Origin of the sequence: Embleya sp. NPDC050154 (assembly GCF_044460165.1) — a bacterium.
GTDB lineage: Bacteria > Actinomycetota > Actinomycetes > Streptomycetales > Streptomycetaceae > Embleya.
Map to the genome: position 1 here is coordinate 12,644 of NZ_JBITJP010000011.1, position 15,592 is coordinate 28,235.

9 protein-coding genes are annotated in these 15,592 nt (G+C 71.4%); 3 read left to right on the top strand and 6 right to left on the bottom strand.

The features are described from left to right. Window position 1 precedes the first annotated feature (1 nt). Window positions 2-1,777 carry a 3-hydroxyacyl-CoA dehydrogenase family protein gene (locus ACIBSV_RS23200; RefSeq protein WP_395865961.1) on the bottom strand — a complete coding sequence of 592 codons (1,776 nt, stop codon included), beginning with the start codon at window positions 1,775-1,777 and terminating at the stop codon, window positions 2-4. A gap of 376 nt (window positions 1,778-2,153) precedes the next feature. On the opposite strand from ACIBSV_RS23200, the gene ACIBSV_RS23205 reads away from it, so the two are divergent. Beyond that, window positions 2,154-3,161 (top strand): LLM class flavin-dependent oxidoreductase, encoded by a 1,008-nt coding sequence (locus tag ACIBSV_RS23205; RefSeq protein ID WP_395865963.1) that lies wholly within the window; start codon window positions 2,154-2,156, stop codon window positions 3,159-3,161. Between the two features lie 67 nt (window positions 3,162-3,228). On the opposite strand, the gene ACIBSV_RS23210 is transcribed toward ACIBSV_RS23205, so the two are convergent. Continuing rightward, on the bottom strand, window positions 3,229-5,607 hold the full coding sequence (locus tag ACIBSV_RS23210; RefSeq protein WP_395865965.1) for a hypothetical protein: 2,379 nt from the start codon (window positions 5,605-5,607) through the stop codon (window positions 3,229-3,231). A gap of 617 nt (window positions 5,608-6,224) precedes the next feature. Here ACIBSV_RS23210 and ACIBSV_RS23215 point away from each other — a divergent pair. Continuing rightward, entirely contained in the window at window positions 6,225-9,188 is a 2,964-nt protein-coding gene (locus tag ACIBSV_RS23215; protein ID WP_395865967.1) for a LamG-like jellyroll fold domain-containing protein, read from the top strand. A gap of 462 nt (window positions 9,189-9,650) precedes the next feature. Here the strand turns inward: ACIBSV_RS23215 and ACIBSV_RS23220 are convergent, their stop codons facing one another. From ACIBSV_RS23220 to murA, 4 genes are all read right to left on the bottom strand, one after another. Further along, a complete protein-coding gene (locus ACIBSV_RS23220) occupies window positions 9,651-11,636 on the bottom strand; it encodes a protein meaA (RefSeq protein WP_395866500.1) in 1,986 nt (661 codons plus the stop codon). A gap of 350 nt (window positions 11,637-11,986) precedes the next feature. After that, complete coding sequence (locus tag ACIBSV_RS23225) at window positions 11,987-12,292, bottom strand: STAS domain-containing protein (protein ID WP_395865968.1); 306 nt, start codon at window positions 12,290-12,292, stop codon at window positions 11,987-11,989. 303 nt (window positions 12,293-12,595) lie between these two features. Beyond that, window positions 12,596-13,444: a 3-hydroxyacyl-CoA dehydrogenase family protein gene (locus tag ACIBSV_RS23230; protein WP_395865970.1), complete on the bottom strand. Its 849-nt coding sequence runs from the start codon at window positions 13,442-13,444 to the stop codon at window positions 12,596-12,598. Window positions 13,445-13,556: 112 nt separating this feature from the next. Continuing rightward, window positions 13,557-14,837, bottom strand: coding sequence for a UDP-N-acetylglucosamine 1-carboxyvinyltransferase (murA, locus tag ACIBSV_RS23235; protein WP_395865972.1), 1,281 nt, complete (start codon window positions 14,835-14,837; stop codon window positions 13,557-13,559). Window positions 14,838-14,950: 113 nt separating this feature from the next. Between murA and ACIBSV_RS23240 the strand changes: the two genes are divergently transcribed. Beyond that, the gene (locus ACIBSV_RS23240) at window positions 14,951-15,523 is read left to right on the top strand and encodes a cob(I)yrinic acid a,c-diamide adenosyltransferase (RefSeq protein WP_395865974.1); all 573 of its coding nucleotides are present in this window, start codon (window positions 14,951-14,953) and stop codon (window positions 15,521-15,523) included. Window positions 15,524-15,592: the final 69 nt, after the last annotated feature.

Below are 15,592 nucleotides of genomic sequence, written 5' to 3' on the forward strand. Positions count from 1 at the left end.
GCTACCGCTTCGCGTAGTCCCGGAAGCCGCGTCCGGTCTTGCGGCCGAGGTAGCCCGCGGTCACCAGGTGCTCCAGCAGCGGCACCGGCGACCAGCCGGGCTCGCGGAACTCGGCGAACAGCACCTTCTGGATGGCCAGCGAGACGTCCAGCCCGACCACGTCGAGCAGTTCGAACGGACCCATCGGGTAGCCCGCGCCCAGCTTGATCGCGGTGTCGATGTCCTCGGCCGCGGCGTAGTTGGCCTGGAGCATGCGCACCGCGTCGTTCAGGTACGGGAACAGCAGCGCGTTGACGATGAAGCCGGCCCGGTCGCCGCAGTCCACCGCGTGCTTCCTCGTGCGGCGACAGACCTCGTGGATGGTGGCCACCACGTCGTCCGTGGTGGCGACCGTACGCACCACCTCGACCAGCTTCATCACCGGCGCGGGGTTGAAGAAGTGCATGCCGACCACGTCGCCGGGGCGCGAGGTGGCCACCGCGCAGTCGATCACCGGCAGCGAGGAGGTGGTGGTCGCCAGGATCGCGCCGGGCTTGCAGATCTCGTCGAAGTTCTCGAACAGGGCCTGCTTGACCGACAGTTCCTCGACCACCGCCTCCACGACCAGGTCCGCGAAGGCGAGGTCGTCGAGCCGGGTCGAGCCGGTCACCCGGGCCAGCGCGTCGGCCTTGGCCTCCTCGGTCAACCGGCCGCGCTGGATCTGCTTGTCCAGCGAGCGGATCAGCGCCGTGCGCACGCGCTCGACCTTCTCCTCGCTGCGCGCGACGTAGACCACGTCGTAGCCGGACTTGGCGAACACCTCGACGATGCCCGTGGCCATCGTCCCGGTGCCCACCACGCCCACCGCGCGCACGTCGCGCGGCGTGCCGGCGACCGCGCCGGTCTCGCCGGCCTCGGCCACCACGACCGGCGAGCCCGCCTGCTCGTAGGTGTAGAAGCCGCGACCGCTCTTGCGCCCGAGCAGGCCCGCGGTACGCATCTGCTTGAGGATCGGCGCGGGCGCGTGCAGGCGATCGCGCGACTGGCGATACATCTGCTCCAGGATCTCGTACGCGGTGTCGATCCCGACCAGGTCGAGCACCGCGAGCGGGCCCATCGGCAGACCGCAGCCGAAGCGCATCGCCGCGTCGATGTCCTCACGCGTGGCGTACTTCTGCTCGTACATCGACGCCGCGTGGTTGAGGTACGCGAACAGCAGCCCGTTGGCGATGAAGCCGGCCCGGTCGCCGGCGACCACCGGCGACTTGCCCAGCCGCTCGGCGAGCGCGACCACGTCGGCGAGCACCTCGGGTTCGGTGACCACCGTGCGGACGACCTCGACCAGCTTCATCACCGGCGCGGGGTTGAAGAAGTGCAGCCCCACGACGCGCGAGGAACGTGTGGTGGACACCGAGAGCTCGGTGACCGACAGCGAGGAGGTGTTGGTGGCCAGGATGGTGTCCGGGCCGCAGATCTTGTCGAGCCGGGCGAAAAGCTCCTGCTTCTGCTCGAGCTGCTCGGGTATCGCCTCCAGGACGAGATCCGCCGCGGCGACCGAGTTCAGGTCGGTGCCGAGGGTGATGCGATCGAAGATGTCTCGCTGCTGGTCCTGGGTCAGCTTCCCGCGCGCCGCGGCGCGGGCGGTCGACTCGGCGATCCGGGCCCGGCCACGCGCGATGGCCTCGTCGGAGACGTCCACGGCCACGACGGTGAGTCCCGCCCGGGCCAGGACCTCGACGATGCCGGCACCCATGGTGCCCAGGCCGACCACGCCGACCGTGCTGATGTCACGGGTCATCTGCTGTGCTCCTCGCTGCTGAAATGGCGTCTCCCTACCGGGAGTACGCCTTGGTTACTGCGAAGTAGTACCGCGGGGTTTCAGGAGTATGGCAGCCCCTGTCGGACAGGCACAGACCGGTGGGATGTGCCGTTCGCCTCGATCCGTCCCGAATATGTGTTCGGATGAGTGATCAAGCGTCCCCGTCGCCGACCGCACGATGGCGCCGCCGGTCCGTTAACCGCCCGGTCGGGTGAAAAACCATCACAGGTGAAGGATTACCTCCGAAGGCCTTCGAGCGTTGTCTTGTCTGTGGGCGCCCTGTCCCCACCTCCCGCTCCGCCCACCGCCGGTCCCGCCCGGCCCGGGCCGACGGGGTCACGACGAGGAGGACGCGATGAAGTTGGGCATCTTCCTGCTGGCGGCACAGTTCGACGCGGGCGATCACGGTGGCGTGCTCACCGCTGCCATGGACGCGGGAATCGCCGCGGAGGAGGCCGGGTTCGACGAGGCGTGGATCGCCGAACACCATTTCGTGCCGTACGGGTTGTGCCCGTCGGCGGTCACGTTCGCCTCCATGCTACTGGGGCGTACCCATCGAATCGGGGTGGGTACGGCGATCAGTGTGCTTTCCGACCAGCACCCGGTCGCTCTCGGTGAGCAGGCCGCCCTGCTGGACCAACTCTCCGGGGGGCGCTTCACCCTCGGAGTCGGGCGCGGCGGCCCGTGGGTGGACCTGGAGGTCTTCGGCACCGGCCTGCGCCGGTACGACGATGCCTTCCCGGAGTCGCTGGACCTGCTGATGCGCTGGCTCACCCACCCGAGGGTGGGCGCGGAGGGCGAACATTTCGCGTTCCGCAAGGTGCCGGTGGTACCGCGTCCGCGCACCTACCCGCACCCTCCGGTGATCGTCGCCTGCACCTCGCCCGCGAGCGCCTCGCTCGCCGCCCGCCACGGCCTGCCGATGCTCCTGGGCATGCACGCCGACGACGAGGAGAAGGCCACGATGGTCCGCACCTACGAATGCGCCGCGTCCGCGTGCGGCCGCGACCCCAAGGCGGTCGAGCACGCCGCCGCGAGCGTCGCCTACGTCGCGGACACCCGCCGCGAGGCCACCGAGACCCTGCGTGGCGCGATGCCGAGGTGGCTGCGCCGGGGCCTGTCGGCGCACGTGACGGTGGACGACCGGCAACGCCGCATGCGCGACCCGGCGGAATACACCGACTTCCTGTGCCGCATCCACCCGGTCGGCTCCCCGACCGACTGCGTCCGCCGCCTCTCCCACACCGCGGAACGCACGGGCATCACCCGTTTCCTGCTCTTCACCGAGGGCGGGGGCGCGGCATCGACGACATTGGAGAACGTGAAGCGGCTGGGGAAGGAAGTACTGCCGGCGCTGCGATGATGCCGCCGGGCGCCGGACGCCGGGCGCCCGGCCCCGGGATCCGGCGCCGAGGCCGCGTTCGTCGACCTCACATGCCGTCGCCGGCCGCCGGGGGCTGGGCCGGGGCGGATGTGCTCGGCTGGGGTGGCGCGGTCGAGGCCGGTGGGGGTGCCGACGTCGTGGTCGGGGGCGAACTGTTGCCCTGGGACGCCGAGTTGGCCGGGCTGGACGAGCGCGCCGTGGTCGCCGGGGCGGTGGTCGCGGGCGGTGACTCGCGGGTCGTCGTGGTGATCGTCGAGGTCGCGCTGCCGGAGCCCGGCTTGCGGCTGCCGGTCGGGGACGCCGGCTTGTCCCGGTCGGCCTTGGGATCCGCCTCCGGACCCCGGTTGGGCGTGTTCGGGTCGAAGGCCGCCGAGCCGGTCGAGCCGACCGGATTGCGGTGGTCGATCTTGTCCGGCGAATCCGAGCCCATCGCGACCACGGCGGCCAGGGTCAGCACCAGGACCGCCGCCGCGCCCGCCGTCATCAGCACGCCGCGACGACCGATCCCGCCGCGTGCCGCGCCGCCCGACCCGTCCCCGCCCGCCGCCGCGACCGCGACCCGGTCGCCGCCCGCCAGCGCCAGCACCCGGCGGTCCGCCGCGAGTCCGCGCTTGTCCGAGCCGACGTCGCGCATCCGGGTGGCCGCGACCGCCTCCTCGCGCGCGCCCCGGGTGTCGCCGGTGCACAGCGCCAGGACGGCCAGCTCGTGCCGGAACCACGCGTGGTCGGACGCCGCCGAGGCGCCCGCCTCGCGCGCCGAGGCCAGGCCCAGGTCGAGCACCTCGCCCCACGTGTCCCAGCGTGCCGAGGCGCCGAACGCGGGCGCCGCGGACCGGGCCAGCGCACGCGCCGATCCGGCCTTGCCCAGCCGCTCCGACTCACGCAGGCAGGCCAGGATCGTGTCCGCCTCGCGCGCGATCTCCACGGGAGTGACCGAGGGGTGCGAGACCCACCAGGTGAAGTGTTGTATCGCCGCGACCGCCCACGAGGACGGCCCGCGCACGATCGTGGCGATCGCCTCGGCGGTGCCGCCGGTGAGCCGATACCGGCCGAACTCGCGCACCGCGAGCCCGGCCGCGACCAGCTCGTCGGCCGCGCCCACCGCGTCCACCGCGCCGGTCAGGGCCGGCAGGTGTACCGGGTCCGGCAGTTCCCCGTCCAAGGCGGAGGCCAGCCGCAGCACCTGTTGCGCCGACGCGGACACCAGCGGCACCAGGCGCGGTACGAACTGCCTCGGCTCGCCGGGCGAGGGCAACTCGCCCGAGCTGTCCGCCGTACCGTCGTCGAGCAGCCCGTAGCCGGACCGCCCGCGCTCACGCCGCCCCAGCAGCGCGCCGGCCTGCACGAACCGACCCGGATGGCCGCCCACCTGGAACCACAGCGCGGAGGCCCAGGCCAGTTCCTCGTCGTCGAGTTCACGCCCGGCGATCCGCCGCAGCAGGTCGAAGCACGCCTCCTGCGGGAGTCCGCCCAGGGTGATCTCGTGCAGCGGCGAGTCCCGGCGCACGATCGGATCCGCCACCTCCGGACCGGCCACCAGGAAAGCGCATTCCGGGGCGATCCGCAGCAGCTCGTGCACGTCCTCCTGGCCCAGCTCCAGGTCGTCCACGACCACGAGCGCGGCCACACCGGCCAGGATGATGCCCAGTTGCCGCCGGGTCGGCCGGTACGCCGGTCCGGTGAAGCACGCGTCGTGCAACTGCTGCAGTAGGTCGTCCAGACCGCGGCGGCGCCCGTCGAGCAGGACCACCCCGTCCGGCGCCTCCGCCGGGTCGAGCGCGGCCAGGTGCCGCAGCACGGTGGTGCGACCGCTCGACGAGGACCCGCCGATCCGCACCGACGTCCCGCGCTGCAACAGGCCGGTGAGCTCGGCGATCTCCACGTCGCGGCCCAGCGGCGGCAGGTCGTTCGTGGGCACCGAGCCGGGCAGCCTGGAGGTCAGTGGCGGCCGGGCTCCGGCGGGCATCGCACTCGCGTCGGTGCCGTCCGGTCCGCCGAAGGTCAACAGCAGGTCGCCCGCGATCAGTTGCAGCGCGCCCGACCCCGGTTCGTCGGCGCCGCCCCGGTCCACTCCCGAGACCGGGCCCGACCGGTCGTCGTCGTCGAGCCGGATCGGCTCGGCCCCACCGATGCGCGGCGCGGACGCCCGCGCGGACCCGGACGCGCGCGCCGAGCCGGACGCGCGCGCCGAGCCGGACGCGAGCCCGGGCGGCTCGGCCGCCCGGGCGTCACGCTCCTCGGCCGCACCCGGGCGCGGCCCGAACAACTCGTCCAGATACGCGTCGTCGCCCCAGGAGCCGCTCGCCGACCCGCTTCCCGAATCGGCCGCGGAGCGTGCCGAGGCGTCGGCGGGAAATTCGAGCGGGTCGTCCTCGAAGCGCTTTTCCCCGTCTTCTACCGGCCGTTCCCTGCCGCCGCCGTTCATGCCACTCCCTGTGCTCCCCGTCGTGGTTTCTCGACGCACCGGTGCGGCCGGGGACAAGTCCGGGCCCCGGGGGGCGGAAACCGGTGATCAGTGTGCCGGGCGCGGCCGGCACACCGATACCCGGTGCCGGGTTCGTGACAAGATCGTTGAGCACCGACGCGTCGAGCGGCGGGGCGACCGAGCATGGGTTGCGCGTGTCCCCTCCGTACCGCGTCCCACCTTGCCACCTCCCGCCGTCGAGTGGACCGGGTCCGGGCCGACCTTCGCTCCCTCTTCACAACAACGCGCGCGCCCCCCGAGTGGTCACGGGGACGATCGCGCCGGGCTGCGTCCCGACCCCCCGTTGCCCGCCGAACGGCCGGTACGAGCGCGCCGAGGCGCCGGCGCACACCCACCGATCGGCCCAGGCGCGCCCACCGCGGCGGGCTTGGCGAAAAGTCGGTGCATGCGCGTGGAGTCGCCCTATGGTGCACAAGGGGCGCCACATCAGTCCGGCGCACAGGGGGAACAGGGGGACTCACATGTCCGGTTCCATACGTACGCGACGCGTGGGACGGCGGGTGAGTCGGCGCGGGACCCGGCTCGCGTGCGCCGTCGCACTGCTCGCCTCCTTAGCCTTGTCCATACCCTCGGCCGGCGCGTCGCCGGCCTCGTCCGCGGGTGTCTCGGACACCCCGTCCCGCCCACCCGGTCCCGAGTTGTTCGGCTCGGCGCCCACCGCACGCGCCGCGTCCGCGCAGGCGGCGGCGGTACCGCCGAAGTTCTCCGACGACGCGGTACTGACCGGCCTGACCCAACCCGTCGATGTGGCCTTCGCCAAGGACGGTCGGGTCTTCGTCGCCGAGAAGACCGGCGTCGTCAAGGTGTTCGACTCGATCACCGACCCCACGCCCACGGTGTTCACCGACCTGCGGGCCAAGGTGCACAACTTCTGGGACCGAGGGCTGCTCGGCTTGGCCCTGGCCCCGAACTTCCCGACGGATCCGTCGGTGTACGTGATGTACACGCACGACGCGCGCCCCGGCGGCTCGGCGCCCTACTGGGGCACCGCCGGCGCCCTGGACGACGGCTGCCCGGACCCGCCCGGCGCCCAGGCCAAGGGCTGCCTGGTCACCGGCCGGATCGCCAAACTGACCGCGACGGGCAATACGGCCGGCCCCGAACAGGTGCTGGTCGAGGGCTGGTGCCAGCAGTTCCCGTCACACGCCACCGGCAGCCTGGGGTTCGGCCCGGACGGCTACCTGTACGCCTCCGCCGGCGACGGTGCCAGCTTCGACTGGGCGGACTACGGCCAGACCACGGCCAGTGGCCCGATCCCGGGCAAGGACCCGATTCCGGCGAACCCGTGTGCCGACGGCACCAGTCCGGTGGGCACCGTGCTGGCCGCGCCCACCGCCGAGGGCGGCGCCCTGCGCGCGCAGGACTTCCGTACGTCGGGCGACCCGTTCGCGCTCAACGGCAGCATCATCCGGATCGACCCGGCCACCGGCGCCGGCGCGCCCGGCAACCCGCTGGCGGGCAACGCCGACGCCAACGCCCGCCGACTGGTGGCGGCCGGCCTGCGCAACCCGTTCCGCTTCGGCTTCCGGCCGGGCACCAACGAGCTGTGGGTGGGCGACGTCGGTTGGAGCACGTGGGAGGAGATCGACCGACTCACCCCGTCGAGCGCCGCCGTGGCCAACTTCGGCTGGCCCTGCTACGAGGGCTCGTCCCGCCAGGGCGGCTACGAGTCGATCGGCCTGAACCTGTGCGCCAACCTCTACGCCGAGGGTCCGGCGGCGGTGAAGACGCCCTACTACGCGTACCAGCACGGCGCCGTGGTGGCCCCGGGTGACGGTTGTCCGACCGGCAGCGGCTCGGCGATCTCCGGCGTGACCTTCTACTCGGGGCAGCGGTACCCGGCCGCGTACCGGGGCGCGATGTTCTTCGCCGACCACAGTCGGCGCTGCGTGTGGAGCATGCTGGCCGGCCCCGACGGACTCCCGGACCCGGCCACCCGCCAGGCGTTCGTGACCAACGCGAACCCGGTCCAGCTCACCACCGGCCCCGAGGGCGACGTGTACTACGTCGGCTTCGAGGACGGCGCGATCCACCGGGTCCGCTACACCGGCAGCGCGCCGAACGCGGTCGCCTCGGCGACCCCGACCACCGGCACGACCCCGCTGACCGTGGCGTTCACCGGCTCCGCGTCGACCGACCCGGACCCGGGCGAGTCCCTCACGTACGCGTGGGACCTGGACGGCGACGGAGCGTTCGACGACTCGACCGCGGCGAACCCCTCGTACACCTACACCGCGTCCGGCACGTACACCGCCAGACTGCGGGTCACCGACCCGGTCGGCCTGACCGGCGTCTCCGCACCGATCACCATCTCGGCGGGCAACGCGCCGCCGACCCCGGTGATCGACACCCCGGCCGGGTCACTGACCTGGAAGGTGGGCGACCCGATCGCGTTCAGCGGACACGCGACCGACCCCCAGGACGGCACCATCCCCGGCAGCGGTCTGAACTGGCAGATCATCATGCACCACTGCACGACGCCCAGCACCTGCCACGAACACCAGATAACCGGGCAGGGCGGCGCCTCGGGCAGCTTCACTGCGGTCGACCACGAGTACCCGTCCTGGCTCGAACTGCGGCTGACCGCGACCGATTCCGGCGGCCTGACCGGGACCACCAGCGTGCGGCTGGACCCGAAGACCGTGAACGTCACGCTCGCGTCCAACCCACCGGGCCTGACCCTGGGCCTGTTCTCCTCGCAACGCCCGGCGCCGTTCACCAGCACGGTGATCGTCGGCGGCACGTCCTCCATCGCCGCACCCTCGACCCAGGTCCTGAACGGCAAGAACTACGAGTTCGTGTCCTGGTCGGACGGCGGCGCCGCCGCACACAACATCACCGCGCCCGCGACGCCGGTCACGTTGACCGCCACCTATCGCGAGATCGACGGGCCGACGCCCGGGCTGATGGCCCAGTACGGCTTCAACGCGGCCGGCGGCACGATCGTCACGGACGACGCCGGCCAGGGCAACAACGGCACCGTCACGGGCGGCACCTGGGTCCCCGGCCATTCCGGCAACGCGCTTTCCTTCAACGGCACTTCGTCGATGGTGACGGTGCCGCACAGCGCCCGGCTCACGCTCACCACGGGGATGACCCTGGAGGCCTGGGTCAAACCCTCGGCGATCACGAACTGGCGCACCATCCTGCTCAAGGAACGCGGCGGCGGCCTGTCCTACGCGCTGTACGCGAACGGCACCAACGCGCCCAACACGTCCATCAACACCACCGGCACCAACAACGACACCTACGCCGACGGCACCGCACCCCTGGCCACCGGCGCCTGGGCACACGTCGCGGCGACCTACGACGGCGCCACGCTGCGCCTGTACGTCAACGGTGTCCAGGTCCGGTCCACCGCGCACACCGGCCCGATCGTCGACGCCGGCGGCGCACTCCGCATCGGCGGCAACACGGTCTGGGGCGAATACTTCACCGGCCTCATCGACGACGTCCGCATCTACAACCGCCCCCTCACCCCCACCGAGATAGCCGCCGACATGGCCCGCCCCATCCCCTGACTCCACCCGCCGGACGGGCCACCCAGGCCCGTCCGGCACCCTCCCACCCCAACTCCCGCCCGCCCGGCACCACTCCCAGCCCGCCGGCACAAACTCCAGCCCGACCGGCACCCAATCCAGCCCGTCCGGCGTTTGAGGACACCCGAAACCCGAGCACTCACCAACCGCCGCTCCCCCGGAAGCCGGACCAACCCCACTCCAGCCCGTCCGGCGTTTGAGGACACCGGCACTCACCAACCGCCGCTCCCCCGGAAGCCGGACCAACCCCACTCCAGCCCGTCCGGCGTTTGAGGACACCGGCACTCACCAACCGCCGCTCCCCCGGAAGCCGGACCAACCCCACTCCAGCCCGTCCGGCGTTTGAGGACACCGGCACTCACCAACCGCCGCTCCGCCGGCAGCCGGACCAATCCCAGCCCGTCCGGCGTTTGAGGACAAGCCACGGCCGCAGGCCGGACAACCTCACACCAAACCCGAAGGCACCGTCGCAAGGCCATTCGCCTCGCGGATCACCTCCACGATCCGCCCCATGATGTCCGTGATCCCGAAGTCCTTCGGCGTGAACACCGCCGCCACCCCCTGCGAGCGCAGCGTGACCGCGTCGGCGGAAGGAATGATCCCGCCCACGATCACCGGCACGTCCCCGATCCCCGCGGAGCGCATACGCGAGAGCACGTCCGGAATCAGCTCCAGGTGCGACCCGGACAGGATGGACAGCCCCACACAGTGCACGTCCTCCTCCACCGCCGCCGCGACGATCTGCGCCGGAGTCAGCCGAATCCCCTGGTAGACCACCTCGAACCCGACATCGCGCGCCCGCACCGCGATCTGCTCGGCCCCGTTCGAGTGCCCGTCCAGCCCCGGCTTGCCGACCAACAGCCGCAACCGGCCGCCCAGTTCCTCCCCGGCCCGCCGCACGGCGCCCCGCACCTCGGCCAGCCCCGCGCCGTCCTGCACGCCGACCACGCCGGACACCCCGGTCGGCGCCCGGTACTCGCCGAACTCCTCACGCAGCGCCTGCGACCACTCGCCCGTGGTCACCCCCGCCCGGACACATGCCAAGGTGGCCGGCATCAGGTTGACCGCCGCCGCGGCCTTCCACGACCGCGCGTCCTCGCGCAGCCGGGCCATCGCCGCGTCCACCGCCTCCGGGTCGCGCGCCGCGCGCCACGCCTGGACCTTCTCGATCGCCGAGCGCTCGGCGTCCGGGTCGGCGCTCATGATCGCCGTGTCCAGGTCCGCGGTGAGCGGGTTCTCCTCGGTGGTCTCGAAGCGGTTGACCCCGACCACCACCTCCTCGCCCGCCTCGATCCGGGCCCGCCGAGCCGCGTGCGAGCCGACCAGTTGCGACTTCATGTAGCCCGACTCGATCGCCGCGACCGCGCCGCCCATCGCCTGGACCCGGTCGATCTCCGCGCGGGCGCCCGTCACCAGGTCGGCGACCTTGGCCTCGATCACATGCGAACCGTTGAAGATGTCGCCGTATTCGAGCAGGTCCGACTCGTACGCCAAGACCTGCTGGATCCGCAACGACCACTGCTGGTCCCACGGCCGCGGCAGACCCAACGCCTCGTTCCAGGCCGGCAGTTGCACCGCCCTCGCGCGGGCGTCCTTGGACAGCGTCACGGCCAGCATCTCCAGCACGATGCGCTGGACGTTGTTCTCCGGCTGCGCCTCGGTCAGGCCGAGCGAGTTGACCTGCACGCCGTAGCGGAACCGGCGCTGCTTGGCGTCCTGTACGCCGTAGCGCTCCAGGGTCAGCTCGTCCCAGAGCTGGACGAACGCCCGCATCTTGCACATCTCCTCGACGAACCGCACGCCGGCGTTGACGAAGAAGGAGATCCGCTGGACCACGTCGCCCATCCGGTCCGCCGGCACCTGGCCCGAGTCGCGGACCGCGTCGAGCACGGCGATCGCGGTGCACATCGCGTACGCGATCTCCTGCACCGGGGTCGCGCCCGCCTCCTGGAGGTGGTAGCTGCAGATGTTGGTCGGGTTCCACTTGGGAATGTGCGAGACCGTGTACGCCACGGTGTCGGTGATCAGCTTCAGCGAGGGCCCGGGCGGGAAGACGTAGGTCCCGCGCGACAGGTACTCCTTGATGATGTCGTTCTGCGTGGTGCCGGTGAGCTTGGCGATGTCCGCGCCCTGCTCCTCGGCGACGACCTGGTAGAGCGCGAGCATCCACAGCGCGGTCGCGTTGATCGTCATCGAGGTGTTCATCTCCTCGACGGGGATCCCGTCGAGGAGCTGCCGCATGTCGCCGATGTGCGAGATCGGTACGCCGACCTTGCCCACCTCGCCGCGCGAGAGTTCGTGGTCGGGGTCGTAGCCGGTCTGGGTCGGCAGGTCGAAGGCCACCGACAGACCGGTCTGACCCTTGGCGAGATTGCGCCGGTACAGCGCGTTGGACGCGGTGGCCGAGGAGTGGCCGGCGTACGTGCGCATCACCCAGGGACGGTCGCGCGTGATCGGTGCGGCCTGCTCGGCCGAAGCGGCTCGCTCGGCCGAAGGGGAGGGCGGGGCCGCCGAAGAGGGCGCGGCCGGCTGCGAGGGCTGAGCTGAGGGCGTCTGGCTCGCCACGGAATACCTCCGGAGGTTCCGGACCGACCGGGGTTCGGCGACTACCGGCCTGGGCTATCCCGCTGGTCCGCTGTCACCGCGCCTGGTGCGGCCCTGCTTACCACGGAGTGTACTGACGGGTAACCGTCCCGGACAGGGTGTGTTCGACCACAGCACGCAAGCCGTTGCCCGCCCGGCCTGACACTGTGTCGGCTCGGACGACCGATTCGCCCAGGTCAGGCGGCTGCCGGTTGGCGGAGCGTGAGGATGCGGTGCAATCGGGTCAGCACCAGTACCCGGTGCACATCCGGGTTGACGCCGGTCAAAACCAGCCGACGCTCGCGCCGGCCAGCGCGTCGATGCGCGCCCACGATCAGGCCCAGGCCGGTGGTGTCCAGGGCGGGTACTCGGGTGAGGTTGAGAATCAGGTCGCCCTCACCGTTGTCCAGCGCCTCGTGCAGCGCCAACCGGACATCGGCGGTGGCCCGCACGTCGAGCGCGCCTTCCAAGTGCAACTCGCGCGGGTCGCCCCAAACGCGCATCGTCTCCTCCTGGGGGAGTCCGTCCGTTCGATGACGGTTCGACTTCCCAGAAGAACACCCAAAACCCGATAATCCTCACTCATCACATCGGACTTCACTCATACAGGTGACGAATCATCAGATGATGCGCCGACTGCGCATCCGCCCTTGGGCAAACGGCCGCCCCGGGCCCCGGTGATCGGAGCCGGGACCGAGTCCGGAATCGAACCCGGCCCAGGTCCCGGAATCGAACCCCGGAGCGGCCGTCGAGCACCCGCCGAGCGCCCGCGGGGCAACCCGGATCGGCGGCGGCACCGAACCGACTCAGTAGTCGTAGAAACCCTTGCCGGTCTTGCGGCCCAGGTCGCCCGCCGCGACCATGCGGTTGAGCAACTCCGGCGGCGCGAACTTCTCGTCCTTGCTCTCGGCGTAGATGTTGCTCGTCGCGTTGCGCATGATGTCCACGCCGGTGAGATCGGCGGTGGCCAGCGGCCCCATCGCATGGCCGAAGCCGAGCTTGCAGGCGATGTCGATGTCCTCGGCGGTGGCCACGCCCGCCTCGTACAGCTTCACCGCCTCGACGGTGAGCGCGGTGATCAGCCGAGTGGTCACGAAGCCGGCCACGTCGCGGTTGACCACGATGCAGGTCTTGCCCATCGCCTCGGCCAGTTCGCGGGCGGTGGCCAGCGTCGCGTCCGAGGTCTTGAACCCGCGGACCAGCTCGCACAGGCTCATCAACGGCACCGGCGAGAAGAAGTGCATGCCCACGACCGACTCCGGCCGAGCGGTGACGGCGGCGATCTCGGTGATCGGGATCGCCGACGTGTTGCTCGCGAGCACCGCGCCGGGCTTGCAGATCCGGTCCAGGTCGCGGAAGACGTCCTGCTTGACCTCGACCTTCTCGAACACCGCCTCCACCACGACGTCCGCGTCGGCGACGGCGTCGAGGTCCGTGGTGGTGGTGATCCGGGCGAGCGCCGCCGAGGCGTCCTCGGCGGTCATCCGCCCCTTGGCGGTGAACTTCTCGTACGAGGCCGCGATCCCGCTCAGCCCACGCTCCACGGCGGCGTCGGTGACATCGCGCAGCACGACGTCGTAGCCGGCCTGGGCGGCGACCTGGGCGATGCCCGACCCCATGAGCCCGGCCCCGATGACGGCGATCTTGTTGGTCACTGCGCTACCTCTCCAGTACACGATCCCGAGCCGACGTCCGGACGAACGTCCTTGGCCCGGGAGCGTAGCCGCAGCGGTCGCCGCCGCCGACGGACCCCTACCTGACGACCCGTCAGAAACGCGAGGTACTCTCCGGCTCCGGCTCCCGGACGATCTTCGCGCCCAGCGACTGGAGCTGCACCTCCAGTCCGGTGTAACCGCGATCGATGTGGTGCACCCCGCTCACCGTGGTGTCCCCGTCGGCCACCAGACCGGCCAGCACCAGACCCGCCCCGGCCCGGATGTCCGCGGTCAACACCGGTGCTCCGGAGAGCTGTTCGACCCCGCGCACGATCGCGTGGTGCCCGTCGGTGCGAATCGAGGCGCCCAGCCGGAGCAGTTCCTGCAGGAAGACGAACCGCGCCTCGAAGAGGTTCTCGGTGATCATCGCCGAGCCCTCCGCGATCGAGTTCATCGCGGCGAAGAACGGCTGCATGTCGGTCGCGAACCCGGGATAAGGCAAGGTGACCACATCCACGGCCTTGGGTCGCCGGTCCATCACCACCCGGAAGCCGTCCCGTACGTGCGACACCTCGGCACCGGCCAGGGTCAGCTTGTCGAGCGCGATCTCCAGGTGCTCGGGGTGCGCGTTGCGCACCGTGACGTCGCCGAGCGTCATCGCCGCGGCGACCGCGAACGTGCACGCCACGATCCGGTCCGGCACGGTGCGGTGGCGTACCGGCTTGAGCCCCTCGACACCCTCGATCTCGATCGTCGAGGAGCCCGCGCCCTCGATCCGCGCGCCCATCTCGGTGAGCATCGCGCAGATGTCCACGATCTCCGGCTCACGCGCCGCGTTGTCGATCACCGTCCGGCCCTGAGCGAGCACCGCGGCCATCAGGATGTTCTCGGTCGCGCCCACGCTCGGGAAGTCCAGCCAGACCGTGGTGCCCTTCAACCCGTTCGGCGCCTTGGCGATCAGCACGCCGTGCGAGTTCTCCACGGTCGCGCCGAGCTTGACCAGCCCCTCGATGTGCATGTCCAGGCCGCGCGAGCCGATCGCGTCCCCGCCCGGATAGGCCACGTGCACCTCGCCGCAGCGCGCGAGCAGCGGCCCGAGCACACAGATCGACGCGCGCATGCTGCGCACCAGGTCGTAGTCCGCCTCGAAGCGCGGCGCGGCCGGTACGTCGATCCGCACCGTCCCGGTGGTCTCCCCCTCGACCTCACAGCCCAGCCGCCTGAGCAGCTCGCTCATGATCTCCACGTCGAGGATCCGGGGCGCCTCCTCGAGCACCGTGGTGCCCTCCGCGAGCAACGCGGCAGCCATCAATTTGAGCGCGCTGTTCTTCGCGCCCGTGATCCGCACCTCGCCGAAGAGTCGCTGACCACCTGTCACCCGGAACCTGTCCATCGGAGAATCGTACTGATTCCCGGACCCCTCCACGGACCGCGCCAAGCACGGACGAAGCGCGCTCCAGGAAGCCCTTCGGACGATCCGCGGCGGACCGGCACTAGGGTTCGGTCATGGTCAACCTCACCCGGATCTACACCCGCACCGGCGACGACGGCACCACCGCGCTGGGCGACATGTCGCGCACGTCCAAGACCGACCCTCGGCTCGCGGCGTACGCCGACGTGGACGAGACCAACGCGGTGATCGGCGTCGCGCTGTCCCTCGGCAACCTGGACGAGGACGTCGTCGCGCTGCTGACCCGCGTCCAGAACGACCTGTTCGACCTGGGCGCCGATCTGTCCACCCCGGTCGTCGAGGACCCGAAGTACCCGCCGCTGCGCGTGGAGCAGAGCTACATCGACGCGCTGGAGACGGCCTGCGACGAGTACAACGAGAACCTGGAGAAGCTGCGCAGCTTCATCCTCAACGGCGGCACGCCCGGCGCCGCGCTGCTGCACCAGGCCCGTACCGTCGCCCGCCGCGCCGAGCGCACCACGTGGGCCGCCCTGGAGGCACACGGCGACTCGATGAACCCGCTGACGGTGAAGTACCTCAACCGCCTGTCCGACCTGCTGTTCATCTTGGCGCGGCACGCGAACCGCGAGGTGGGCGACGTGTTGTGGGTGCCCGGCGCCAACCGCTGACGCGAACACACCCCGGCGTGGGGCCCGGGGGTCGCCCCCGAAACAGGCACAGCATCCTGGCGCGGCACG

Coding starts and splice junctions, on each gene's coding strand:
- ACIBSV_RS23200 (WP_395865961.1), bottom strand. CDS start 1,777: ATGACCCGTGACATCAGCACGGTCGGCGTGGTCGGCCTGGGCACCATG.
- ACIBSV_RS23205 (WP_395865963.1), top strand. CDS start 2,154: ATGAAGTTGGGCATCTTCCTGCTGGCGGCACAGTTCGACGCGGGCGAT.
- ACIBSV_RS23210 (WP_395865965.1), bottom strand. CDS start 5,607: ATGAACGGCGGCGGCAGGGAACGGCCGGTAGAAGACGGGGAAAAGCGC.
- ACIBSV_RS23220 (WP_395866500.1), bottom strand. CDS start 11,636: ATGCGCACGTACGCCGGCCACTCCTCGGCCACCGCGTCCAACGCGCTG.
- ACIBSV_RS23225 (WP_395865968.1), bottom strand. CDS start 12,292: ATGCGCGTTTGGGGCGACCCGCGCGAGTTGCACTTGGAAGGCGCGCTC.
- murA (WP_395865972.1), bottom strand. CDS start 14,837: ATGGACAGGTTCCGGGTGACAGGTGGTCAGCGACTCTTCGGCGAGGTG.
- ACIBSV_RS23240 (WP_395865974.1), top strand. CDS start 14,951: ATGGTCAACCTCACCCGGATCTACACCCGCACCGGCGACGACGGCACC.